The organism is Helicobacter pylori (assembly GCF_003637685.1).
Taxonomy (GTDB): Bacteria; Campylobacterota; Campylobacteria; order Campylobacterales; family Helicobacteraceae; genus Helicobacter; species Helicobacter pylori_CJ.
This window is the reverse complement of sequence record NZ_MVWW01000004.1, coordinates 100,663-125,429: the sequence shown is the minus strand read 5'-3', so window position 1 is coordinate 125,429 and position 24,767 is coordinate 100,663. Positions and strand designations below refer to the sequence as shown.

At 39.4% G+C, this 24,767-nt stretch carries 27 protein-coding genes and 1 tRNA gene; 8 read left to right on the top strand and 20 right to left on the bottom strand.

The window, feature by feature from the left end; translation table 11 throughout:
- Positions 1-20: 20 nt before the first annotated feature.
- The 6 genes from EAL44_RS04350 to der all read right to left on the bottom strand — a co-directional run bounded on the left by EAL44_RS04350 (position 21) and on the right by der (position 5,446).
- The gene (locus tag EAL44_RS04350) at positions 21-1,784 is read right to left on the bottom strand and encodes an OmpP1/FadL family transporter (protein WP_121075102.1); all 1,764 of its coding nucleotides are present in this window, start codon (positions 1,782-1,784) and stop codon (positions 21-23) included.
- A complete protein-coding gene (locus tag EAL44_RS04345; protein ID WP_001268719.1) occupies positions 1,781-2,398 on the bottom strand; it encodes an HP0838 family lipoprotein in 618 nt (205 codons plus the stop codon). The genes EAL44_RS04350 and EAL44_RS04345 overlap by 4 nt, the downstream gene beginning before the upstream one ends.
- Before the next feature lie 19 nt (positions 2,399-2,417).
- A complete protein-coding gene (locus EAL44_RS04340) occupies positions 2,418-3,023 on the bottom strand; it encodes an LPP20 family lipoprotein (RefSeq protein ID WP_001236589.1) in 606 nt (201 codons plus the stop codon).
- Between the two features lie 475 nt (positions 3,024-3,498).
- Positions 3,499-3,575 (bottom strand) — tRNA-Arg (locus EAL44_RS04335).
- A gap of 56 nt (positions 3,576-3,631) precedes the next feature.
- A complete protein-coding gene (locus EAL44_RS04330; protein ID WP_045004700.1) occupies positions 3,632-3,916 on the bottom strand; it encodes an HU family DNA-binding protein in 285 nt (94 codons plus the stop codon).
- A gap of 141 nt (positions 3,917-4,057) precedes the next feature.
- Positions 4,058-5,446: a ribosome biogenesis GTPase Der gene (der, locus tag EAL44_RS04325; RefSeq protein ID WP_121075099.1), complete on the bottom strand. Its 1,389-nt coding sequence runs from the start codon at positions 5,444-5,446 to the stop codon at positions 4,058-4,060.
- Positions 5,447-5,522: 76 nt separating this feature from the next.
- Between der and EAL44_RS04320 the strand changes: the two genes are divergently transcribed.
- From EAL44_RS04320 to EAL44_RS04290, 7 genes are all read left to right on the top strand, one after another.
- A complete protein-coding gene (locus EAL44_RS04320; protein ID WP_121075096.1) occupies positions 5,523-6,401 on the top strand; it encodes a hypothetical protein in 879 nt (292 codons plus the stop codon).
- 86 nt (positions 6,402-6,487) lie between these two features.
- Positions 6,488-7,276 carry a spermidine synthase gene (locus EAL44_RS04315; protein ID WP_120828698.1) on the top strand — a complete coding sequence of 263 codons (789 nt, stop codon included), beginning with the start codon at positions 6,488-6,490 and terminating at the stop codon, positions 7,274-7,276.
- 1 nt (position 7,277) lies between these two features.
- Entirely contained in the window at positions 7,278-7,868 is a 591-nt protein-coding gene (gene coaE, locus EAL44_RS04310) for a dephospho-CoA kinase (protein ID WP_121075093.1), read from the top strand.
- A gap of 58 nt (positions 7,869-7,926) precedes the next feature.
- Positions 7,927-9,288 (top strand): Asp-tRNA(Asn)/Glu-tRNA(Gln) amidotransferase subunit GatA, encoded by a 1,362-nt coding sequence (gatA, locus tag EAL44_RS04305; RefSeq protein ID WP_121075090.1) that lies wholly within the window; start codon positions 7,927-7,929, stop codon positions 9,286-9,288.
- Between the two features lie 9 nt (positions 9,289-9,297).
- Positions 9,298-10,743 (top strand): IMP dehydrogenase, encoded by a 1,446-nt coding sequence (gene guaB, locus EAL44_RS04300; RefSeq protein ID WP_053575352.1) that lies wholly within the window; start codon positions 9,298-9,300, stop codon positions 10,741-10,743.
- Positions 10,744-10,864: 121 nt separating this feature from the next.
- Positions 10,865-11,545, top strand: coding sequence for a F0F1 ATP synthase subunit A (locus EAL44_RS04295; protein ID WP_000401209.1), 681 nt, complete (start codon positions 10,865-10,867; stop codon positions 11,543-11,545).
- A 321-nt stretch (positions 11,546-11,866) separates the two neighbouring features.
- The gene (locus EAL44_RS04290; protein ID WP_121075088.1) at positions 11,867-12,115 is read left to right on the top strand and encodes an RNA-binding protein; all 249 of its coding nucleotides are present in this window, start codon (positions 11,867-11,869) and stop codon (positions 12,113-12,115) included.
- Positions 12,116-12,328: 213 nt separating this feature from the next.
- On the opposite strand, the gene EAL44_RS04285 is transcribed toward EAL44_RS04290, so the two are convergent.
- The 7 genes from EAL44_RS04285 to EAL44_RS04255 form a co-directional block, all read right to left on the bottom strand.
- Positions 12,329-13,150 carry a glycosyltransferase family 25 protein gene (locus tag EAL44_RS04285; RefSeq protein WP_121075085.1) on the bottom strand — a complete coding sequence of 274 codons (822 nt, stop codon included), beginning with the start codon at positions 13,148-13,150 and terminating at the stop codon, positions 12,329-12,331.
- A 391-nt stretch (positions 13,151-13,541) separates the two neighbouring features.
- The gene (trxB, locus tag EAL44_RS04280) at positions 13,542-14,477 is read right to left on the bottom strand and encodes a thioredoxin-disulfide reductase (protein WP_121075082.1); all 936 of its coding nucleotides are present in this window, start codon (positions 14,475-14,477) and stop codon (positions 13,542-13,544) included.
- Between the two features lie 5 nt (positions 14,478-14,482).
- A complete protein-coding gene (gene trxA / locus EAL44_RS04275; protein ID WP_000020206.1) occupies positions 14,483-14,803 on the bottom strand; it encodes a thioredoxin in 321 nt (106 codons plus the stop codon).
- An 88-nt stretch (positions 14,804-14,891) separates the two neighbouring features.
- A complete protein-coding gene (locus tag EAL44_RS04270) occupies positions 14,892-15,236 on the bottom strand; it encodes a YraN family protein (protein WP_001211718.1) in 345 nt (114 codons plus the stop codon).
- Positions 15,237-16,502 (bottom strand): homoserine dehydrogenase, encoded by a 1,266-nt coding sequence (locus tag EAL44_RS04265; RefSeq protein WP_121075079.1) that lies wholly within the window; start codon positions 16,500-16,502, stop codon positions 15,237-15,239.
- A gap of 10 nt (positions 16,503-16,512) precedes the next feature.
- A complete protein-coding gene (gene uvrC / locus EAL44_RS04260; RefSeq protein ID WP_121075076.1) occupies positions 16,513-18,297 on the bottom strand; it encodes an excinuclease ABC subunit UvrC in 1,785 nt (594 codons plus the stop codon).
- The gene (locus EAL44_RS04255) at positions 18,298-18,759 is read right to left on the bottom strand and encodes a hypothetical protein (RefSeq protein ID WP_121075073.1); all 462 of its coding nucleotides are present in this window, start codon (positions 18,757-18,759) and stop codon (positions 18,298-18,300) included.
- On the opposite strand from EAL44_RS04255, the gene EAL44_RS04250 reads away from it, so the two are divergent.
- The gene (locus tag EAL44_RS04250; protein ID WP_077657862.1) at positions 18,751-18,930 is read left to right on the top strand and encodes a hypothetical protein; all 180 of its coding nucleotides are present in this window, start codon (positions 18,751-18,753) and stop codon (positions 18,928-18,930) included. The genes EAL44_RS04255 and EAL44_RS04250 overlap by 9 nt on opposite strands.
- A gap of 11 nt (positions 18,931-18,941) precedes the next feature.
- Here the strand turns inward: EAL44_RS04250 and egtV are convergent, their stop codons facing one another.
- The 7 genes from egtV to EAL44_RS04215 form a co-directional block, all read right to left on the bottom strand.
- Positions 18,942-19,583 (bottom strand): ergothioneine transport ATP-binding protein EgtV, encoded by a 642-nt coding sequence (gene egtV / locus EAL44_RS04245; RefSeq protein ID WP_121075070.1) that lies wholly within the window; start codon positions 19,581-19,583, stop codon positions 18,942-18,944.
- Between the two features lies 1 nt (position 19,584).
- Positions 19,585-21,246 (bottom strand): ergothioneine transport permease/ergothioneine binding protein EgtU, encoded by a 1,662-nt coding sequence (gene egtU / locus EAL44_RS04240; RefSeq protein ID WP_121075067.1) that lies wholly within the window; start codon positions 21,244-21,246, stop codon positions 19,585-19,587.
- Positions 21,247-21,314: 68 nt separating this feature from the next.
- Positions 21,315-21,761, bottom strand: a complete 447-nt coding sequence (locus EAL44_RS04235; RefSeq protein ID WP_001081239.1) for a hypothetical protein — start codon at positions 21,759-21,761, stop codon at positions 21,315-21,317.
- Positions 21,758-22,531, bottom strand: coding sequence for a flagellar motor protein MotB (gene motB / locus EAL44_RS04230; protein WP_001085349.1), 774 nt, complete (start codon positions 22,529-22,531; stop codon positions 21,758-21,760). The genes EAL44_RS04235 and motB overlap by 4 nt, the downstream gene beginning before the upstream one ends.
- A 2-nt stretch (positions 22,532-22,533) precedes the next feature.
- Complete coding sequence (gene motA / locus EAL44_RS04225) at positions 22,534-23,307, bottom strand: flagellar motor stator protein MotA (RefSeq protein ID WP_000366185.1); 774 nt, start codon at positions 23,305-23,307, stop codon at positions 22,534-22,536.
- 15 nt (positions 23,308-23,322) lie between these two features.
- On the bottom strand, positions 23,323-24,090 hold the full coding sequence (locus EAL44_RS04220) for a HesA/MoeB/ThiF family protein (protein WP_121075064.1): 768 nt from the start codon (positions 24,088-24,090) through the stop codon (positions 23,323-23,325).
- Positions 24,091-24,708: an MBL fold metallo-hydrolase gene (locus EAL44_RS04215; protein ID WP_121075061.1), complete on the bottom strand. Its 618-nt coding sequence runs from the start codon at positions 24,706-24,708 to the stop codon at positions 24,091-24,093. It lies immediately after the preceding gene.
- Positions 24,709-24,767 lie beyond the last annotated feature (59 nt).

The following is a 24,767-nucleotide window of genomic DNA, read 5'->3' as shown; positions in this document are numbered from 1 at the left end:
TTTTGATTCTTTGGCATGCTTTACCAGCGATAGCCTAAAGAGGCGCTAAAGATTCTCAATTGCCCAATGGTTGGGGATTGATACAAACTAGAGCGGTTGCTTTTAAAAGTGAAACTCCCCGCTACGCCCAAATCAAAACCCCTAAAATTGTATTTCGTCCCAAAAGCCACAGTATAGCCATTAGAATCCGGAATGCCTATCGCGTCTTGGGGGCTTGGGGCTTGGTCATAATCAAAAGCGCCCATCAAACGCAAGCTTTTACCCATGTAAGTTACCCCTAATCTAAAGGTGTTGGTGTCCCTCCAGCCAGCCCCCATGTTCATCACGCTTTTAAAATTCGCTAGGCTTACCATTTTTTTAAGCGTTTCAGAGTCTAGTGAAGCCACCGTCCCGCTTAAGCCCTTGTAAGTAGCGTTCGCAAAATCAGGGGTGACTAAAAATTTATTCCCTTGACTCCAAAAGGTGCGCTCAAACACCCCTTCAACCCTTAGGTGATCTTTAAAAAATTGGTGGGCGTAGGCTAAGCTTAAAGTTTGGGGGAGTGAAACATTGATATTCAAGCTGCCTTTAGTCAAAACGCTCCCTAAAGAAGGGCCAAGCTCTGTGATAGCCACCAAACCGCCTTTCATGTTAAAGGTAACTGAAGAATTATACACCACAGAAAACATGCCATGATCAAACACGCGCAAACTCGAACCCACTCTATACCCCCCCGATACGCCTTGCCCGTTAGACTTTTGCACGACTTCAGTCGTGCCATAAAGATTCGCGCTCGCTTTGATTAAACCGCTATAACCCATGATTTTTTTCAAGCCGTTGTAAAACTCTTGACAGCTTTGATCGCTCATATCCCCACCGGCTTTTTGGCAATTAAGCGCCGGTTGGTAGCCAATATTGCCTAATAAAGTCATCATATTACTTGGCACTTGATTCGCAAAAACATTGTTGGGTAAGTTTAAAATTTGCTCCGCGCTCAAAACCGAAGCGCCCTCTAAAGGCACATAAACGGTGTTATTAAAGCTCCCGGTCGCATAAAGCCCCCTTAAACCCACACCCACAGAAAAGCGCTTATTGATAGTGTAGCTCATGCTAGGGGCAAGCTCTACCATCATGATAAAAACATCATGCAAAAATTCCCCCCCCTTACCATTCCATTTCATGCCTAACCCACTAGGAGCGGTAAAACTCCCCCCAAAAGTGAAGCCGTTATGCGTGCGCGTTTTATAAAAGAATTTGGGTAAAACAAAATTAGTCGTGCCCGTCCAGCCATTCACGATTTGAGAATCAGGATTTGAAGCGAGGGTTACAACTTTTTGATTGGTTAGATTCATAAGCCCTTGAACACGATTGATTGCTTGTGATAAGCCATTGGTAGCAGCCGTATTGCCAAGCGCTTTAAGGATATTGCCAAGCCCTATAGTGTTGATGATGCCTAAAATATTTTGTTGGCTTTTATCAATTTCTAAACTCGTAACTGAATACAAGCCTTGATTAGTCGTAGGGACTTTAAAGCTAAAGGCCGGGATATTAATCACGGTGGTGGTCATTTCAAATTCGCTTCTGTTTTCACCCCAATCGTTATTAAAGCCCATGTTCGCTGGGTTGTAAAAAGAAGCGTCAGCGCCCCTAGCCCCAGCGACATACGCCGAGCCTAAAGCCGTGCCATTTAGGCTTTGCTCTTGGATTTTAAAGCCATTGGCATAAGAAAGCAATGGTAGGCTCAGAGCGATTAAATGGCGTTTTTTGAGCTTTTTAAAATAACAGAATGGGGAAAAGTTTTTCATTGAAGCTCGCTATCAGCGTTTTCATTGTCTTCTAAATCTTGCAAAGAAGGCTCATAGGGTTCAATCCTAATAGCAATTTTTTGCGTCAAATTCTGGAAAGAAATCAGGCCATTTTTTCTTTCATAAAGGATAATTTCTCCGCTTTTTTGAAACCTTTGGATCACGTATTCAGGGGTTAGGTGGCGTTTCCCTAAGCCTTTAAAAATATCCCTCCCTAAAACAATGTCATCAAACAAATCCCCATAGCTCACCTTACCAAACAAATCCCTTGCGGCAATCCATTTAGCCGAACATTTTTGGCTAAAACAAATGTTTCGTTTAGTCATATAAATATCGCCCACTCTTTGGCTGAGCTTATAAAGGGTTACTTCAATATTATGGTCTTTATCGGTTTTAATCGTGCCGTAATCATAAAAGCGAAAAACCGGCGTGTTAATATAAATGAGCCTGAATTGGCGCAAGGCATTCAAAGTCTCTTCTCTTTTTTTATTGGCTTCTTCTTGTCTGATTTGCTCCCTAGTTTTGGGGGTTTGCTTAGAAAAAGGGTGCTTGGAGCAAGAGACAAAAAAAAGCGTCATGAAAAATAATAAAAAAGCACTTCTAAAATACCGCATGATTATAGAGTAAGAGGGTTTATCCTCTCGCTCCGCTCAAAATACGATACCAAATCCTGCCGTCTAATTTAAGCTCCATGCTCACTTGACACAAGCCGTCTTTATAGATGGTCTCAGTGATTTCAGCGTTACGAATGAGGGCGTTGACTCTGGTTTTAATCACGGAATTTTGTAAAACCATGTCTTTGACGGTGTCTTGAGCGTTCACCCTAATACCATACATTTTTTCACCCAACTGGCGGTAGCCATCAACGATAGCCGCCCGCTTGGCCAAAGCTAGGGCTTGAGAGGGCGAAATGGTGGATTCTGGAGCCACGCCCATGCCCACTGCGTTTAGTTCAATGACATTATTAGGCGTGAGAATAGGGGTGTTAGGGATAGCGTTAGTGGGATTAGAGCTAATAATGGGCTGATCGTTATTCTCAATGCGTGGGCTTGGGAGAGGCTGAATGCTCTTTCTTGGGGTGAAATTGGTTGGGGGATAAATGGGGGCTTGCAAGCCATTAGCTGAAGGGGGGATGAGCTGGGCGTTAGTGTTACGCTTTTTAAAAAGACTGCAACCACTTATCAAAAGAGCGGCAACAAGCAATGAATTAATACCAAAAAAGGCAGTGTGCAAACGCATGGGCATTTTCCTTAAAATGAGTTCATCAAGTCTATTATATCATTTTTGAAGGGATTTGTCATGCTAGTGTTTTACTGATTTGATATTGAAAAACATTGATCACAACATTTAAAAAATACCAAATGCATTTTTTACAATCTGATATAAAAAATCTTATGCAAGCAAGCAATAACTCCTTGAAATGCGGTCTTTTGGGTTAGGGGTTTTTTTAAAAAGGGGTTGTAATAGAGGGTTATTTCAAAATACTTTCTATGAGAGAACGGATTTTGCCATAGAAATCAAGCAAAGTTAAAAAACATTTTTTAATAAAAAGCTTTAATTGTCAATTATTAAAACAGATCCAAAGACTAGAAGTAAGATCAATTTTTTTTAAGATTCAAAAAGAGTTTTTAATTTCTTTAATCTCTTTATAATCACTAACCTTTTTTAAAACAACAACTATTTTAAATCCCTATAGTAGTAAAAATAATGCGAGTGGTGTCCTTGGCGGGATTCGAACCCACGACCTTACGATTAGGAATCATACGCTCTATCCAGCTGAGCTACAAGGACATTTTATAAGAAAGCAAGAAACTCTATTGATAAGCCCCTTGCTGAGTGGATCAAATTTACTTGCCTTCTCCAACTTTTTGTTTAAGGATTTTGCCGGGTTTGAATTTAGGCACTCGTTTGTCTTCGGTTTTATAAGTTTTATCGCTTCCTGGAACTTTACCCTCTTTGCCTTTTTGCTCTGCGGTTTCAAATTTGCCAAAACCAATCAACTCCACGCTCTCACCCTTGCTTAAAGCTGTTTCTACCGCCAAAGTAAAGGCGTTGATCGCTTCTTCGGCTTCTCTTTTGCTGTTGTATTTACCCGCTTCTTTAACCAAATCAATAAATTCCGCTTTGTTCATGTGGATAACCCCTTTTCTAATAGATGCCAAAACCAAGCGATTTTAATGCTTAGCCTGACTGATTGAGCGGTAATTATAATCAAATCCTAAAGATAAATCAAGCAAAAACGCTTTTTTAAGGGGGTTTAATGCATAAAAAATTTAATTTTGTTGGACGCTCTTTTTATCTCTAGCGTTAAGGATTAAAGGCGTGCCTAAAAAATTAAATTCTTTCCTTAAAGTGTTAATCAAATAGCGTTTGTAACTGAAATGCAAGGCTTTAGGGCGATTCATGATAAGAGAGATTTGAGGGGGTTTGGTGGCAAATTGCGTGGCGTAATACACTTTCACCAATTTCCCTCCATCGCTTGGCAAGGGGTGTTTTTGGGTGGCTTGAAAAATCACGCTATTGAGTGAGCTTGTGGGAATGCGTTTGGAAAAACACTCATAGACTTCTATGATTTTATGCTTGATTTCATCTATATGGTGCGCTTTTAAGCAGCTGGTTGTGATCACGGGGGCGTATTCTAAAAAACGGAATTTCCTTTTTAAGGTTGCCATGATCTCTTCATAAGGGGCGTAGCGGATGTCCCATTTGTTTAAAATAAGAATGATACCTAAAGAGTGTTTATCCGCTAAAGAGCTAATTTTTTCGTCCAATTCCACAAAAGGAGCGCTCACGTCTAAAACTAAAAGCGCGATGTGGGATTTTTCTAAGGCTTTTTGCGTGCGTTCTAGTGTGTATTTTTCAATGCCTAAAATTTTACCCCTATGCCTGATGCCAGCGGTATCCACAAAGCAGATTTTTTGATCGCCTATTAGAATGGTTTCATCTATGGGGTCAATGGTCGTGCCAGCCACGCTAGAGACAAGACTCCTTTCTTTTTTTGTGAGCGCGTTTAAAAGCGAACTTTTGCCCACATTCACCCTCCCAATGATGCCTACTTGAATGATTTCTTCTTCTTTAGTTTCTTCTAAAGCGTTATTAGGGGTTTCTAAGCTTTCTAAAATATCCGCATCAAAATCTTGCTCTATGATTTGGTTTAAATTCAATGCGTTCAATATAGCATCAATTAATGCACTAATGCCCCTATTGTGCGAAACGGAGATGTTAAAACTCTTGGGAATGCCAAAAGAAGAAAACGCATAAGCTCGCTCTTTTTCTTTGTCGTTATCAATCTTATTGATCACTAAAAAGCAGTTAGGGTTGATCTTAAAAACCTCTCTAAAAAGCTTGATGTCTTCATCGCTAGGGATAGACTTGCCATCCACAACATATAAAATCAAATCGCTCATTTGAGCGGCTTTTAAATTAAGGGCTTTGATTTCTTTAGACAAAAGAGCGTCTTTAGCCATGCCCCCTGTGTCTAGCAATTCCACTTCATGACCATTCAAGGCGATTTTTCGTTTGTTAATGTCTCGTGTAGTGCCTGCAAAATCTGAAGTGATAGCGATCCTTTCTCTAGCCAGGCGGTTAAATAACGAGCTTTTCCCCACATTAGGCTGGCCTAAAATCGCAATGGTTTTTAAAGTTTTAGGGCTTGTATTCATCTTTTTTATCGCTTCAATTTAATCAAAATTAGATTACAATATTATAGTTATTTAAAGCTTAAATAAGGGTCTAGTATTGTTTTTAGTCAAAAAAATAAGCGTGGCAATAATGATTTTAATATGCTTTTTAGCTTGCTCGCAAGAGAGGTTTATTAAGTTGCAAAAAAAAGCCCAAGAGCAAGAAAATGACGGCTCTCAACGCCCTAGCTATGTGGATTCGGATCATGAAGTCTTTAGCGAAACGATTTTTTTACAAAACATGGTGTATCAGCCTATAGAGGAAAGAAACGCTTTTTTCCAACTAACCAACGACGAAGACAATGACCCTAAAGAAACTCCTTTGATTTTATTGAATGAGCCAAGCGATAATAATGAAAAAAACCCACCCTTATACCCAAATGAGTCTCACAACAACACTAATAATGCCAATAATGATATAAAAAACCCGTTCCTTTACAAAAAAAGAAAAGCCAAAAATCCAAAGCTCATTGAATACTCCCAACAAGATTTCTACCCCCTAAAGAATGGGGATATTATTATGAGTAAAGAAGGGGATCAATGGTTGATAGAAATCAAATCCAAAGCCTTGAAGCGTTTTTTAAAAGATCAAAACGATAAAGATCGCCAGATCCAAACTTTCACTTTTAATGACACTAAAACGCAAATCGCGCAATTTAAGGGCAAAATTTCTTCGTATGTTTATACCACCAATGACAGCGATTTGAGTTTAAGGCCTTTTTATGAATCCTTTTTGTTAGAAAAAAAGAGCGATGATTTTTATACGATAGGGGATAAGGCTTTAGACGCCATTGAGATTTCAAAGTGTCAAATGGTGTTAAAAAAGCATTCAACCGATAAATTAGACAGCCAGCATAAAGCCATCAGTATTGATTTGGATTTTAAAAAAGAGCGTTTTAAGAGCGATACGGAACTTTTTTTAGAATGCCAAAGTTAGGGCGTTTATTACGACAATTTAGATTTTTTTGGGTAGCATGTTAGCGTTTCAAAGGCATGGATATTATTAAAAAGTAAGGAATGTTTATGTGGATCACCCAAGAAATCACGCCGTATTTGCGTAAAGAATACACCATAGAAGCGAAATTATTAGATGTTAGAAGCGAGCATAATATCTTAGAGATTTTTAAATCTAAGGATTTTGGTGAAATTGCGATGCTCAACCGCCAATTGCTGTTTAAAAATTTTTTGCACATTGAAAGCGAGTTGCTCGCTCATATGGGTGGTTGCACCAAAAAAGAGCTTAAAGAGGTTTTGATTGTGGATGGGTTTGATTTGGAATTAGCCCACCAGCTTTTTAAATACGACACGCATATAGATTTTGTGCAAGCGGATGAAAAGATTTTGGACAGCTTCATTAGTTTTTTCCCCCATTTCCATGAAGTGAAAAATAATAAGAATTTCACGCACGCTAAACAACTCTTAGATTTAGACATTAAAAAATACGATTTGATTCTTTGCTTGCAAGAGCCGGATATTCATAAAATAGATGGTTTAAAAAGAATGCTTAAAGAAGATGGCGTGTTTATTTCGGTGGCCAAACACCCGTTATTAGAGCATGTGAGCATGCAAAACGCCCTTAAAAACTTGGGCGACTTTTTTGCTGTTGCCATGCCTTTTGTAGCGCCTTTAAGGATTTTGAGCAATAAGGGTTATATTTACGCTTCTTTTAAAACCCACCCCTTAAAAGATTTAATGACGCCAAAAATAGAAGCGCTAACAAGCGTGAGATACTATAACGAAGACATTCATAGGGCCGCATTCGCTTTGCCTAAAAATTTACAAGAAGTCTTTAAAGACAATATCAAATCTTAAAATGATCTTAAAAAACGCTATCGCTCTCACAGGGGGGATAGGCACCGGTAAAAGCACCACCATTAAAATACTAGAATCGCAAGGCTATGAAATTTTAGATGCGGATAAGATCGCCCACCAATTATTGCAAGAGCATCGGTTAAAAATCGCCCAACATTTTGGATCAGATATTTTAGAAAAAGATATTTTAAACAGGAAAAAACTTGGCGCGATCGTGTTTAAAGACCCTAATAAATTAAAATGGCTAGAGGATTTTTTACACCCCTTAATCCGTGAGTGCATGCTTAAAAAAGCCTGTGAATTAGAAAAGAATCATCAAGCGTATTTTTTAGACATCCCTTTGTTTTTTGAAGTAGGGGGTAAAAAACGCTACCCTGTGAGTAAGGTGGTGTTAATCTATGCGCCTAGGGCTTTACAAATTGAGCGCCTTTTAGAGCGAGACCAACTCAAAGAAACTGAAATTTTGCAACGCTTAGCTTGCCAAATGGATATAGAGCAAAAACGCGCCATGAGCGATTACATTATAGACAACAGCTCCAGTTTAAAAGATTTGAATAAGCGAGTTGAACGCTTTTTAAAAACGCTCTTATAAGCTCGTTTTGTCTCTAAGCATGTTAAACTACCACTAAATTTTTTGTAAGGCTAAACACATGATCACTTTAAAACAAGCCCTTTCTTTATCCCAAGATGAATTAGAAACCCTTAAAAACGAAATTGACGCTAAGGTTAGAGCTTCAGATTTGAACGCTTATATTAAAGCCCCTAGCCTTAATGGCGCTAGCGCTAAAGGGGTGCCAATCCTTATTAAAGACAATATCAGCGTTAAGGGGTGGGAAATCACTTGTTCCAGTAAGATTTTAGAAGGCTATATTGCCCCTTATCATGCGAGCGTGATGGAAAACTTGCACCAAAACAGCATGGCAGGGTTTGGGCTTTCTAACATGGACGAGTTTGCGATGGGAAGCACCACGGAGTCTAGTTGCTATGGCACCACTAAAAACCCACGAGACAAAAACAGAGTGCCTGGAGGGAGTAGCGGAGGGAGTGCAGCAGCCGTAGCGGGTGGCTTAGCGGTAGCGGCTTTAGGGAGTGATACAGGGGGGTCTATCAGGCAGCCGGCGAGCTATTGCGGGTGCGTGGGGTTAAAGCCCACTTATGGGAGGGTGAGCCGTTATGGTTTGATTGCGTATTGCTCTAGTTTTGATCAAATCGGTCCTATCACGCAAAATGTAGAGGACGCTTCTATTTTATTTGACGCTATTAGCGGGCATGATAGTAAGGACTCCACGAGCGCGAATCTCAAGCCCACGCAAACTTTTAAAAACCTTAACAGAGACAGACGCTTTAAAATCGCTATCTTAAGGGATCACATTAAAGACGCGAGCAATGAAGTGCAACTCGCTTATGAAAACACCCTTAAAGCCTTGAAAGAAATGGGGCATGAGATTGTGGAAAAAAAGATGTTGGATTCGCATTATCAAATCTCTATCTATTATATTATCAGCATGGCTGAAGCGAGTTCGAATCTGGCCAGATTTGATGGGGTGCGTTATGGGAGGAGGGCTCAAAATATTAAAGATTTGAAAGAATTGTATCTCAAAAGCCGCAGTGAAGGTTTTGGCGATGAGGTGAAACGGCGCATCATGTTAGGGAATTTTGTCTTAAGCAGTGGGTATTATGACGCTTATTATTTGAAAGCCCAACAAATGCGTTTGATAATTAAAGAGCAATACAACAAGATTTTTGAAGAAGTGGATTTGATTTTCACTCCTGTAGCTCCCACGAGCGCCCACTTATTCAACTACCATGCAAGCCCTTTAGAAATGTATTTGAGCGATATTTACACGATTGGGGCGAATTTGAGCGGTTTGCCGGCGCTTTCCTTGCCGGTCGCTAAAGATCCTTTAGGCTTGCCCATAGGGATGCAATTCATTGCTAAGGCTTTTGATGAGCAAAGCCTTTTAGATGTTTCTTACGCTTTAGAGCAAGAATTAGATTTAAAATTAGATTAAGGATAGAAAATGAGAATTTTACAAAGGGCTTTGACTTTTGAAGACGTGTTGATGGTGCCTAGAAAATCCAGCGTTTTACCTAAAGACGTGAGCTTAAAGTCTCGCCTAACCAAAAACATTAGGTTGAATATCCCCTTTATTAGCGCGGCTATGGATACGGTTACAGAGCATAAAACCGCTATCGCTATGGCGCGCCTTGGGGGTATTGGCATCGTGCATAAAAACATGGATATTCAAACGCAAGTTAAAGAAATCACTAAGGTTAAAAAGAGTGAGAGCGGGGTGATTAATGATCCTATTTTTATCCATGCGCACAGGACGCTAGCGGACGCTAAAGTCATAACGGATAATTACAAGATTTCAGGCGTGCCTGTGGTAGATGATAAGGGGTTGTTGATTGGGATTTTAACCAACAGAGACGTGCGTTTTGAAACCGATTTGAGTAAAAAAGTGGGCGATGTGATGACTAAAATGCCTTTAGTTACCGCTCATGTGGGCATTAGTTTGGATGAAGCGAGCGATTTGATGCACAAGCATAAGATTGAAAAATTGCCTATTGTGGATAAAGATAATGTTTTAAAAGGCTTGATCACGATCAAGGATATTCAAAAACGCATTGAATACCCTGAGGCCAATAAAGATGATTTTGGGAGGTTGAGAGTGGGGGCGGCTATTGGAGTGGGGCAGTTGGATAGGGCTGAAATGTTAGTTAAAGCGGGGGTGGATGCGTTGGTGTTAGACAGCGCGCATGGGCATTCAGCCAATATCTTACACACTTTAGAAGAGATTAAAAAAAGCTTGGTAGTGGATGTGATTGTGGGGAATGTGGTGACTAAAGAGGCCACAAGCGATTTGATTAGCGCGGGAGCGGACGCTGTTAAAGTGGGTATTGGGCCAGGAAGCATTTGCACCACTAGGATTGTGGCTGGAGTGGGAATGCCCCAAGTGAGCGCGATTGATAATTGCGTAGAAGTAGCGTCTAAATTTGATATTCCTGTGATTGCAGATGGAGGGATCCGCTATTCAGGCGATGTGGCTAAGGCTTTAGCTTTGGGGGCATCAAGCGTGATGATAGGCTCTTTACTCGCTGGCACAGAAGAATCTCCAGGGGATTTTATGATCTATCAAGGGAGGCAATATAAAAGCTATAGGGGCATGGGTAGCATTGGGGCTATGACAAAAGGGAGTTCTGATAGGTATTTTCAAGAGGGCGTGGCGAGTGAAAAGCTAGTCCCAGAAGGCATTGAGGGGCGTGTGCCTTATCGTGGTAAGGTTTCGGATATGATTTTCCAATTAGTAGGGGGCGTGCGCTCTTCTATGGGGTATCAGGGGGCGAAAAATATTTTGGAATTGTATCAAAACGCTGAATTTGTAGAAATCACTAGCGCGGGGTTAAAAGAAAGCCATGTGCATGGCGTGGATATTACTAAAGAAGCCCCTAATTATTATGGGTGAATTTTAAAAGAAAACAAGACAAATCGTTAAAAAACTCGTTAAAAAGCTTGGTTTAATGAGTTTTTAAAACTTAATTGCTACAATTAAGGAAATTTTCAATAAGGCTTAGAGAAACTTTTTCATGGAACACAGAGTATTTACTATTGCTAATTTTTTTAGCTCCAATCATGATTTTATCACCGGGTTTTTTGTCGTTTTGACAGCGGTTTTGATGTTTTTCATTTCGCTTGGCGCGTCGCGCAAAATGCAGATGGTACCTATGGGTTTGCAGAATGTGTATGAGAGCATCATTAGCGCGATTTTGAGCGTGGCTAAGGATATTATAGGCGAAGAATTAGCCCGCAAATACTTCCCCCTAGCAGGCACGATCGCTTTGTATGTCTTTTTTTCTAACATGATAGGCATCATTCCTGGTTTTGAATCCCCTACGGCTAGTTGGAGTTTTACGCTGGTTTTAGCGCTGATTGTGTTTTTTTATTACCATTTTGAGGGCATTAGAGTGCAGGGCTTTTTTAAGTATTTCGCTCATTTTGCAGGCCCTGTGAAATGGCTCGCCCCTTTCATGTTCCCTATTGAGATCATCTCGCATTTTTCTAGGATCGTGTCTTTATCGTTTCGTTTGTTTGGGAATATTAAGGGCGATGACATGTTCTTGCTCATCATGCTTTTATTGGTGCCTTGGGCTGTTCCTGTAGCGCCCTTTATGGTTTTGTTTTTCATGGGGATTTTGCAAGCTTTTGTTTTTATGATTCTCACTTATGTGTATTTGGCAGGGGCTGTTTTAACCGATGAAGGGCATTAAGCAAAACATTCTTGTTTGGCTTTAATATTGTTTTTAAAATTTTGTTTTATGGTAAAGCTTTTAAAAGGATAGGGGGTGATTTTGAAACCATATTCCCCTTATCCTTTGATAACGCTTTTTAAAATTACCGCTTGCTTGTGTAAGTTCTATTTTATTATCAATACCCAATTTTAATAGCTTTTATAATTTTTTAAGCAATCATTAGATAAAATCCACCATACTTCTGTTTTGGATGTGTTTGGGTTTTAGAAGTGTTACTTTTTTATAACTTTTTCATATTCTTATGGGTATGTTGTCATTTTTTTACCGGAGAATTTTATCTTGAAAAACATTTATGTAGGGAATTTGGTTTATAGTGCTACTAGTGAGCAAGTCAAGGAGCTTTTCAGTCAATTTGGCAAAGTTTTTAATGTCAAGCTGATTTATGACAGAGAAACGAAGAAACCTAAAGGTTTTGGCTTTGTGGAAATGCAAGAAGAGGGCGTTAGTAAAGCGATCGCTAAATTGGATAATACGGATTTTATGGGCAGAACGATTAGGGTAACCGAAGCCAATCCTAAAAAGTCTTAATCTTAAAGCATTAGAAAATTAGAAAATAATTTTCTAATGCGCTTCATTCTTTTAATGCGTCTTATTTAGATTGCTTATAGAAGCTAAAAGGGGTTAAAACCCTTTTAAAATCCACTTAAAATTTTAATCCATTCTTAAAAGCGGTTAAAAACTAGTTTTGTTCTAATCAAACAGGGACAACTTTAAAACGCTCTTTAGTATTTTTATTATTGATTATACAAACTGCCAATATTTCAAATATTTGAAATGGAGTTCTCTCATTAAAGCGATTTTAGGGCTATAAGGTTCTTCTTTTCGCGCTATCGTAGAGATTTGCTCATCATCAGCGATCACAAAAGGTTGTAACACCAGATTTTTCACGCCATGGATAAAAGTAGCGTCCATTATCGTATCCACAGGAACAACCCATTTTCGGCTGTGTTTCAAAAAAACTTTGGCAATCTTGGGCGTGATCACATAGCCTTGAGTCCCCACCCCATGACTATAAGCTTTAATGATCCCCACACGCTCTTGTATCTCGTGGTTTTTATGAATCAATGGCTCACTTTTCACGCTGGCATCATACAATAAATGCATCAAGCGGATATAGCCTAACTCTTGGATGTGTTTTTCTAAAAAATCCAAGCCCTCTTTAAAATCCTCTTTTAAGGTTATATCGTCTTCTAAAATACAGATCGCTTCATTGAGTTCTATGCATTTTTCCCACAAGGAATAATGGCTCGCATAGCACCCAAGCTCTCCCAAGCTCATAAACTTCGCATGGTATTTTAAAGCGTAATAAAACTTAGAAACCTCACTGATGGGATTGGTTGTAATCCCCATGTCTTTGATGTTTTGCGTGATGAAATAAGGGTGTAAATGCTTTTTCACTAAGGGGTGCAACCCGCCTTCAAAAGTTTTAGAATAAATCGCATCAAAAATTTGCGCTTGGTGGTGGGTGGCATTGATGCTATTGAGTAAAGTCGTGGTGTCTCTAAAAACTAAACCAAATTTATCGCACACTTTTTGATTTAAAGAAATGATAAAAACACGCAAAGCTTAGACTCCCATAATTTTTAACAGAGTATATCGTTTTTAGGCTCTGTTTTACAATAAAACTTTTAAGAGAATAGGGGGTATTAAAATAGTTCTCCCCCCTACAACCCCTAACTAAATCCCCACAACCCCCTAAAGAGCGCTTTTTTAAGAGATTACTGCTTGATTAAACAAGTTCTTTTATTATATTGATTGTAAAAAATGTTTTGAGCGTTTTTAAATTTTATGATCAATATTTAATTAAAAACAAAGTAAGAGAACGAAATGATATTGTGGCTAAAATAAGATTAAAATAACAAGAAACCTAAAATACCTTACAAGTTTTGAGAATCCAATGAATGTTTGAAGCGAGAACTCATAACCCTAAAATCTAGGGTTATAAGCTATAATTTTAATGGTGTTCTAAATAAGAAATCACGCTTAAGGCTGCCGTAGCGCCATCGCTTGCCGCACAAACTACTTGCTTAGGGGCAAAAATGCGAATATCTCCTGCCGCAAACAAGCCTTGAACATTCGTCTTCATGGAAAAATCCACGACTATAGATCCATATTCATCGCATTTGCACAGCATGGAGTTATCTTCTTGTTTCAACACAGCGTTATTCACATCATAACCCACAAAAATAAAAAACCCCGGCACGACTAATTCTCTTTTTTCGTTAGTGGCTGTGTTTTTAATGCTTAAAGAAGACACGCCAGAAGCGTCGCCCTTGATTTCTTCTACCACATAAGGGGTTAAAAACTCAATCTTATCGTTCTTTTTGGCATGCTCTAAAGTGATAGGCGCGCACCTAAAACCATCTCTTCTGTGGATGAGATAGACTTTTTTGCAGATGTTGGCTAGATAAATCGCCTCTTCTACGGCGGTATCGCCCCCACCAAGCACCGCTACTTCTTTATTTTTGTAAAAGAAGCCATCGCATGTCGCGCAAGTGCTCACGCCTTTACCCCAATATTCTGACTCACCCTTGATGCCTGTGCGTTTAGGACTACCACCGGTAGCGATAATCACGCTCTTAGCTTCAAAGGTCTTGCCATCTTCTGCCAAAATAACAAAATGAGAGCCTTTTTTAGAAACCCTTTGAATAGCGGTCATCTCATGCTTTAAGCCAAAACGAAAGCACTGCTCTTGCCATGGCTGCATGAAATCCAACCCGCTCACCACTTCCTTAACGCCCGGATAGTTTTCAATCTCACTACTGCCAGTGATTTGCCCTCCAGGCATTCCTTTCTCAAATAAAACGGCGTTTTTAACACCGCCTCTAGTCGCATAAAGCCCCGCACTCAAACCCGCAGGACCACCTCCAATAATCGCACAATCTATCATGGCTACTAGCCTAGAAGTTTGTTCAATTGCTCTTTTAAAGCAACTTTAGTTTGCACGCCCACTAGCTGATGGACAACTTCGCCATCTTTTGTGAATAAAAGCGTAGGAATGCTCCTGATACCAAATTTCGCGCTCAATTCTTCTTGCTCATCGGTATTGACTTTACAAATCTTAGCCTTACCTTGATATTCGCTAGCTAATTCATCAATCACAGGGGATAGCATCTTACAAGGACCACACCATGGCGCCCAAAAATCCACTAACGCAACCCCTTTTTTAATGGTGCTTTCAAAATTTTCTTCAGTTAATTCAATATAGTGACTCATTGGTTACTCCTAAATATATGATTTTGATTAACGAGAATTATATTAGCTTAAGAATGTTAATGAAAACGCATTGATTTTTGATAAAAATCTAAAAAGTGATATTTTCTAAAAGCTCAAATTTACCATTTTTCACAATAAGGGCGTCAATGCAAAAATCGCTATTGGGATCTTTTTGAGACAAATAACAGCGGATCGTTTTAATCATCTTTTTTAATTTGCTCGGCGTGATCGCATAAATGGGATCAAAATTTTCCCCGCTTTTGACTTCAATGAAATGCAAAACCCCTTTTTTCAAAGCGATAATATCAATTTCGCCAAATTGTGAAAAAAAGTTCCTCTCCACCATTTCAAAACCCAGCGTTTTTAAAAATCCGCAAGCTTCTTCTTCAGCCTTTAAGCCCTTTTCTCTATGTTTGTTGTTTAAAAATCGCATTCAATTTTCCAAACGAATCATCTTAGGGGTATCCAACACGCTTTGTAAATTTTCAAGCTCTTTAAGAGCGTTCAGCATAGATTTTTCGTTGGTGGTGTGCGTGGAAAATAAGATTTTAGCCTTGTTGGAATGCAAGATTTCTTTTTGCAAAACATTGTTGAGTGAAATATCATTTTGTGCTAAAATCGCGCTGATTTGAGAAAAAACCCCTTTTTCATCGCTCACTAACAAGCGCGCATAATAAGCGCATTGGATTTCTTCTTTGGGTTTTAGGGGGAGTTTTTGAGGGGTTTCAAAGCCCAGCATTAGAGAGCTTTTTTTCCTTGCGATTTCTATAATATCGCTAATGACCGCGCTTGCGGTAGGCTCTCCCCCAGCCCCAGCCCCATAATACAAAGTCTCGCCCACCTTATCCCCTATAACGCTGATAGCGTTCATCACCCCATCCACTTTAGAGAGCATGCATTCGTTTTTAATCATGCTTGGATGCACCCTTAATTCAATGCAATCCTGGTGTTTTTTAGCGATGCCTAAAAGTTTGATGCTATAACCAAACTCTTTAGCAAACTCCATGTCGTCTGGCTCTATCTTTTCAATGCCTTCAATCAAGATTTCTTCTAATTTCGCGTCAATGCCATACGCTAAGGACGCTAAAATCAACAATTTGTGCGCCGCATCAATGCCTTTAATGTCAAATTCAGGGTTCAATTCCGCATAGCCTAAATGTTGCGCGTCTTTCAAAGCGTCCTTAAAGCTCGCTTGATTTTTAAACATCTGGCTTAAAATGTAATTGCTCGTGCCGTTTAAAATCCCTTTAAAAGAAAGGATATGATTAGCGCTCAAGCCGTCTTTTAAAGCCTTGATAATGGGGATACCCCCACACACGCTCGCTTCAAAGCCTATGGGGGTGTTTTTAGCGGTTTGCTCTAATTCATAGCGGTGGTACGCTAACATGGCTTTATTGGCTGTAACGAAGGCTTTTTGTTTGGCTAAAGTTTTTTTAGCTAGAAGATAAGGCGCTTCAACCCCACCCATAAGCTCCACAACAATATCAATCTCTTTATCTTCTATCAAGCTTTCTAAATCATCACTGATTTCAAAAGGATAGCCTTTGTGCTTTTGAATGTCTCGCACCACCGCTTTTTTAATTTTAATTTCCACGCCGGCCCTGTCTTTGATGATTTCTTGATTTTCTTGCAAGATTTTAGCGACCGCGCTCCCCACACACCCTAAACCCACAAGCCCTATATTCAATCTTTTTTTCATGCTTTTTCCTTTAATTTCGTTTTTTTAAAACGGCGTTTTTTTCCTGTTCGCTCGCTTTTTCTATCGCTTCAAAACTCCCAAAATAATCCAATAATTTTTTCACGCTGGCTTCTCCTATGCCCCTTTCTTTTAAAAGAGCGATTTGTTTCATGTTTTTAAGTTTAGTGGATCTGTGGAAGTTTATCGCATACCGGTGGCTTTCATCGCGCAATTTTTGCACCCATTGCAAGCGTTTGTCGCTAGGGAGCAATTTAAAAGTATTGCTGGGCGTATGGATAATGTCTTTAGCACCCCCTTTAGAACGATAAGCCTTAGAATCCCTTTTTTCTTTAGAAATAGCGATCACTTCTACAAAACTCCCGCTACTTTTTAAAATTTCTAAAGCGATGTTTAATTGCACCCTCCCTCCATCTATTACCCACAAATTAGGCGGTGGCTCTTTAGCAAAATCTAAAGCCCTTCTGGTGAGCAATTCGCTCATTTGATCGTATTCGTTCAAGCCTTTTAAATGGTAGCGCCGATAAGAGTTTTTTTGAAATGCATTGTTTTCATACACGACCATTCCCCCCACGCATTGGTTGTTGGCATGGTGGCTTGTGTCAAAGATTTCCACCCTATAAGGCACGCACTCTAAATTGAAAAGCGATCGCGCTTCTTCTAAAATCAGATCTTCATCAGAGATTTTTTCTTGGCTAAAAATCTCTTGAGCGTTTTTCATAGCGATTTCTATTAAAGCGAGCTTATCGCCCTTTTTAGGAATGCTAAGAGCGATTTTTTTAGAATATTGATGAGAGATAAATTCTTGCAATTCTTTAAGCACCTCATTAGAGCAAGTGCTCAATAAGATCTGTTCAGGCATCAAAGGCAAATGCGATTGGTAATGGTTGATAATGGCTTGTTTCATCGCCTCATCAGCGTCAAACCCATTGAGAGAGTGGATTTTTTCAAACGCTGAAGAAATGATTTTACCCCCGCGCATAAACATTTTCACTAACACCGCCTTATTGCTTGCGCCATAAAAAGCAAAAATATCCAAATCATAGAGTTTGGCTAAATCCATGCAAGTGAAGGGGGCGATTTTTTGGATTTTTGCAATCCTATCCCTGTAAATGAGAGCTTCTTCAAAACGCAAGTTACTAGAAAGACGCTCCATTTTCAATTCAAGCTCTTTGATGAGCCTGTCTTTATTTTCAATCATTTCTAAACATTCTTTAGCGATTTTTAAATACTCTTCTTTGGTGATTTTATCCTCGCATGGGGCTTTACAACGCTCTATTTGATAAAACATGCATGCTTTTTTATCCTTGATGCAATTTTTCTTTTGAACTAAAGGGAGCAATTCATACAAGCTGTCTAAAATGTCCTTAGCCCCACTCGTGAAAGGGCCAAAATATTTAACGCCAGGCTGTTTTAAAATTTTTCGTGTGATTAAAGGGATAGGGAAATCAGTGGAAAAATCCATGTAAATATAAGGGTAAGTTTTATCATCTCTTAAAAGAATATTATATTTAGGCTTGAGCTGCTTGATTAAAGAATTTTCCAAAATCAAAGCGTCTTGCTCGTTTTCCACTAAAATGGTTTCTAAAAAAGCGATTTGTTTGACCATCATTTGAATGCGTAAGCTTGCGCGAGGATTGGGCGTGATTTCATTATTGCGGATGGAAAAATAGCTTTTGATGCGCTTTTTTAAGTTTTTCGCCTTACCAATATAGAGTAATTGGCGGTTTTTATCAAAATATTGATACACCCCACTGCTATTAGAAAGGTTTTTTAAACTGGACAATAAATCAGCCATTCACTTCTCAAAAAAACTTCGTTGGTAGTAAATCAAAGCGCGCGCTTTTTCAAAACATTCATGCAAACGAGCGTCTTTAATGGGGTTATGGAACAACCCTAAAGCGCTAGGGCGAAAAAAACGGGCTTGTTTTTTAATGGGGGCATAAAAATTGGCTTTTTCTAAGGAATCTTTAGGCACATAACCTAAAATTTCTAACCCATTCAACCCATCAAACCCATAAGCATGCCCTTGTACGTTTAAAAAATGGCTGATTTCTTTAGCGAATCGCTGGTTAAATTCCTTAGAAGCCCAAAGATCTTTAAACGCAAAAAGCAATTTAGAGTCTTTTATGAAGATAAAAAGCAAATTTTCTTGTAAACTTAAAGGCATAAAAACCTTAAGCTTTTTGAGTTTCAAAAGAGTTTCAAGCTTTTTATAAGACTTTTTTTGAATGAGTAAGGAGAAAATATTTTGTTCCATAAACTGATCTTAACATGCTTTTTAACGCTTGTGGCAATAACGATTCAAGCTTGCGGCTATAAAGCCCCCCCATTCAATGAAAAACCCACCAAAAAAACTTCAAACAGCTCTAATTCTTCTATGCAAACGCCCACCAACAACACCACACCAGAATTTTTAAACGAGCCTTAAAATCACTGCTCTTATTTAAGGGCTTTGATTTCTAGGGTTTTTGTGGCTAACTTTTGCGCCTCGCTTTCATCATGCGTTACCATAATGAAAGTAGCGCGAGAATTTTGGTGGATTTCTTTGATGAGATCCTGTAAATTCTTACGATTTAAACTATCTAAAGCGCTAAAAGGCTCATCTAATAAAATGAGTTCTGGCCTGTGGATAATCCCCCTAATAATGCCCACTCTTTGGGCTTGCCCCCCACTCAATTCATTAGGGAATTTATCCATAAGGCTCTCATCTAACCCCATTTTTAACGCTAAGGCTTTGGCTTCTTTTTGAGCGGCTTGTTTGTTTATGCCTTGTAAATTAAGGCAAAAGGTCATGTTTTGCAGAGCGTTTAAATGAGGGAATAAGGAATTGCCTTGAGCGATATAGCCTATTTTTTGGCGTAAAAAAGCGTTATTTGAAAGGGTCTCATTAAAGATTTTAACGCTCCCCAAACTGGGTTTTAAAAGCCCTAAAATCAAACCTAAAAGCGTGCTTTTACCGCTCCCGCTCTCCCCTAAAACGCATAAAAAATCCCCTTTTTCAATGCTTAAATTAAAATCCTTAAAAATAGTGCGATTGTGGTAGTTAAAAGACACATTCTCTATTGTAACGATTTCTTTCATGCTATAACCCTAAGCTTTCTAAAAAATCTTTAGCTACGATTTTAGGGCTTTTTTTCAACACTTCCACCTGATAGTTTAAATCCTGCATCATCTCATCGTTAATTTTTGAATCCAATTTTTCTAAGATTTCTAGTGCTTTAGGATACTTTTTTACTATTTCTTTTCTTATAACAATACCGGCTTGATAATTAGGGAAAAACCCTTTATTATCCTTAAGCACCTTTAAATCCAATTCTTTGATTTGAGCGTCTGTGGTGAAGACATCTAAAGCGTTGATCTTATGGGATTCAAAACTTTTATAACGCAAATTAATATCCATTTCATGCAAACTTCTAAAATGAAAGCGATAAGCTTTCACTAAACCCTTAAAAGCGTCCTCTCTTTCAAAAAAGTCAAACTCCGCTCCAAAATCAAAATTTTGGCTATGAAAGGCTAAATCGCTGAAAGTTTCAATAGCGTATTTTTGAGCGTCTTCTTTAGAAATCGCTAAAGAATAGGTGTTGTTAAAGCCCAAAAGCCCCACCCACAAAAGATTAAATTCCTTCTCATAACGCTTTTTAATCGTTTCAAAATCCACTTTTTGAGTCAAAGGGTTTTTGAGCGTGTTCACCCAAGCGGTGCCGGTATATTCCACATACAAATCAAAATCGCCCCTAATTAATGCCGGATGGATATTCATCGTCCCCCCACCAATGCCAAACGCTCGCTTGATAGGGATATGGTGTTTTTCTAACAAAAGGCTTAAAATTTCGCCCAAAATATACTGCTCGCTGCTAGGTTTTGTCGCCACGACTAAGGGCTTTTCTTCTATGGCGTTTCTAGGAATGAGCCATAACACGCTCGCTAGCAATAAAAAAAGAAACACCGCTAAATTAGTATAAACTCTTCTTTTTTGTTTTTGGGTGGCGTTTTGAGAAAATAAGCGTTGCAAGGCGTTTTCATGCTGAAAGACGCTCACAAATTGATCCGCTAAAACGCTAAAAAGAGCAATGATGAAACTGCCCGCCACTAAAAGCGTGGTGTTTTGCGTGTTTAGCCCTCTAAAAATCGCCTGCCCTAAGCCTCCAGCCCCAATGAGCGCCCCGATCCCAGCCATCGCTACTAACATCACCACCGCAACCCTTAAGCCCGCTAAAATTTGGGGGATAGCGAGCAAGAAGTGCACCCTAAAAAACAACTCTTTGGGGTTACACCCTAGCCCAACAGCGGCCTTAATGACTTCTTCTCGCACTTCTTTTAAAGCGTTATAAGTGCTATGGACAATGGGCAATAAGCCGTATAAGACCAACACTAAAAGTGCGTTTTTTAACCCAACCCCAATCACAGGAATGAATAACGCAAATAACGCTAGCGATGGGATGGTGTAGAGGAAATTCACCACAGGGAGCAAAAACGCCCTAGCCTTTGAGTTATAAAACACAAAAACCCCAATCAAAACCCCAAACACCAGAACGATAAGACTAGAAAGCGCAACGATGATAAAATGCTGCGCGATCAAATCTATAAAATAAATAAAGCGATCATGAAATTCTTTTACCAAATATTTTACCATACTTATTTTTAACACCATAGCAACTAAATGCTGCGTAGCCACATCCACAGAATGGAGCAACCATTCATACAATTCTTTAATCAATTGTTTAAAAACGCCCATGCCTAGCATTATAACCAAACTTATTTGAATAAAGGGGTTTTAAAACGCTAAAGGCATTTTTTAATGTTGGTTGTAAGTTAAAACTGAAAGGTTCGTTTGCCTAAATTGGTGCTCACTTCTATCCATAGCGGCTGGTTTTCGCATAAAATTTCATAGGCTACGCTTTGATTCCTAACCAAAGAAACGCTTTTAGGCGTGGGGTAGAGCGAGCAAGAACGCCCTTGATTGATGTCAATTTTTAAAATAACCACGCTCTCCACTACAGCGCTCACCTTTAAATAATACGACTCCCTAGCCCCTTGCCATTCTAAATAGGGCGTTTCTTGAGGGACAATCTCTAACGCTACTAAAGGGCTTTGAGCCAGTTTCAAGCGCGTTTTTTGCTCCTGCTCTTTTAATTCTTGTTCTCTGTTGATCCCCTTATCAATCAAATCAAAAAGGTTTGAAGAAGCGTCCTTTTCTCTAGCAATAAGGCTCGCTAACAACAAAAAGATTAAAAGATAATTTTTATTCATGCGATTCATTCTTGCTGTTTGTGGGGATTAAATTCTTCATCTAAAATAGAATGGATTTTACTCAAATCGTTCGCATCGGTTGAAAAAAAGATTTCCACACGGTTGTTTTTCATTCTGTTTTCTAGGGAATCATTAGGCGCAATAGGGTTTGTAGAGCCGTAAGAAGAAAAAGACAATTGGTTAGGATCCACGCCGTATTGTATAAGGACTTTCATCACCCTATAAGCGCGATTGGCGGCTAATTCATAGTGGCTTTTAAAACGGGTTTTAGCTAAAGGCGTATTATCCGTAAAACCTCTCACATTAATATGCACCCTTTTAGGGAGTTTTTGAATGATTTTAGCGATCCGTTCAATATAGAGCATCATGTCTTGATTGATAGCGTCTGAAGTGGCGTTTTCAAACAACAAACTAGAGGGGAGCTTTAAAACAGAGCCTTGATCAATTTGCTCTAAAACACTGCCTTCGCCTTTACGAGCGATAGTGGCTTTTGTTTCAGTATTTTGCGAAGCCGGTTTGGAGCTTTCGCTTGCCATTTGCTCTTCTTCTTTCCCTGAATCAGGGGGGATCACTACAACCGGCTGCATCGCCTCTGGCTTGGGAGCGTAATTAAAAATCTTAATAAATTCGGTTTTTAAGGCTTCCACTTTGGATTTATTGACCGCTGAAATGGCATAAAGAGCGATAAAAAGCGCGAGCAACAACGACAAAAAGTCCGCATAAGGAACCGCCCATTTTTCGCCGGCAGGGCATTCGGTGGGTTTGTTTTTCTTAGCCATCTTTAGCCCTCAAATTGAGATTTTTTAGGCTCACCGGGAGCGATGTAGTTTAAGAGTTTGTTTTCTAAATCCCTTGGATTTTCCCCATTAGCGATGCCTAAAATCCCCTCTAAAAGAACGGTTTTTTCTTTGATAATGTCTTTAGACTTAGCCTTGAGCTTATGCCCAAAAGGGCCAAAAATCGCATAAGAACACATAATCCCTGTAACAGTAGCCGTAAAAGCCCCAGCGATCCCTGCTGCCATTTCAGCCGGGTTGTCTAGTTTTTGCAAGGCTAGCATAAGCCCCATAACCGCCCCCACTAACCCCATAGTAGGAGCGGTCTCACCGGCAGTCTCCCAATAATGAGCGGCGCCGTGGTAATACTCTTCCATTTCTTCAATGCTGATTTCTAAACTTTCCTTAACGGATTTTAAATCCTTGCCATCTATGATCATAGACAAGCCATTACGGGTGAAATCGTCTTCAATTTGCGCCACCCGCCCCTCCAAACTCAACACCCCATCTTTTCTAGCCAAAGTGGCTAATTCCACTAAATTTTTAATGGTTTCGTTTAAGTTGATTTTAGGGTTTAAAAAAACGATTTTTATCTCTTTGTAAGCGGCTTTCACATAACGCGCATGCGTGCCTGTCATGGCGGCAAAAAGCGAAGTAGGCACGATGATAATGACTGAACTCAAATGGATAATGTGCAACGGGTTACCATCTTCTAAAATATCGCCTAACGAAATAGAAGCGACCGCCAATACCAAGCCTAGTATGGTTGATAAATCCAAAACTTACCCCTTAATCTAAATTTCATAATCTTGTAAATGCGTGATTTTATGTGTGCCACAAACCCTACATTCAGGGTTTTTAGGTGCTTGAATTTTTTTAAAATCCATCGTTTTAATATCGGCTATAAGTAAAGTATTTATAAGTAAAGTTTCAAACCCTAAAAAATATTTAAGGCATTCGCTCGCTTGGATACACCCTAAAACCCCGGGCAAAACCCCAAAAAGCCCTGAAAGAGGATTTAATCCTTTTTTAGGAGGCTTATCAAAAACACACGCTAAGCATGCACTATTAGGTAAAACGCTCATGCTTTGCCCCCTGTATTTTAAAACCCCGGCATGCGAATAGGGTTTTTGGGCTAACACGCAAGCGTCATTGATCAAAAATTTAGCGTTAAAATTGTCCGTGGCGTCTATGATAAAATCGTAAGGCTCTATGAGAGGAAGAGCGTTATGGGCCTTAAAGCGTTCTTCAAAAGCCTCTATTTCAATACTAGCATTGAGTTGTTTTAAGCGAGCTTTCGCGCTAGAGGCTTTAGAATGGTTTAAAAAATCCTGTGAATGGATGATTTGGCGTTGCAGATTACTCATATCCACCACATCAAAATCCACAATACCTATTTTTCCTACCCCAGCAGCGCACAGATACATCAAAACCGCTGATCCAAGCCCACCGGCTCCAATGACTAAAACGCTAGATTTTAAAAGCTTCAATTGGCCTTCTTCGCCCACATCTTCTAGCATGATATGGCGCAAATAACGCTCTTTTTCTAGCCGGCTTAACAATTAAGCCATCCTTGAAACCCAGATTTTAGAATGCTCTCTTTCGGCAAAAAAACTTGTTTTATCCCCATGCCCTGGATAAATTTCTATGTCTTTAGAAAAATCTAAATTTTGAAACCTTATCAAGGACTCTTTCATGTCTTTTTCATTAGAATAAGGGAAATCATAGCGGCCAATGCTGCGATAAAAAATAAAATCCCCGCTAAAAATCACCCCTCCTATTTCTATGATAGAACAACCGGGCGTGTGTCCGGGAAAATGCCAGTATTTAATGGTAGTGTTTGCTATCTCTAAAGTGGTGCAACCCTTATTGCAAGGCACGCTAAATGTGGGGCTAAAAACCGGCATGCCCAAATGAAAAATATCATTTTCTAGCATGAACACATCGTCTTTTGGGGCGTAAATGGGGGTGTCTTTAAGGGTTTTTGACAATTGAGCGCTATCCCATACATGATCATAATGCCCATGCGTGATTAAAATCGCTTTAGGGTTTTTGGCGTTTTCTAACACCCATTCGCTGCTAGAAAATCCGGGATCGATAATAAAATCTATCCCACTAGAAAGCTTCACAATATAAGCGTTTTCTTCCACCGCCCCGCATTCTCGCCTTAAAATTTCCAAACTCCAAACTCCCTTCAAACTAGCCTAAAAAGTCATTATTATTGAATATCATAGCGCAA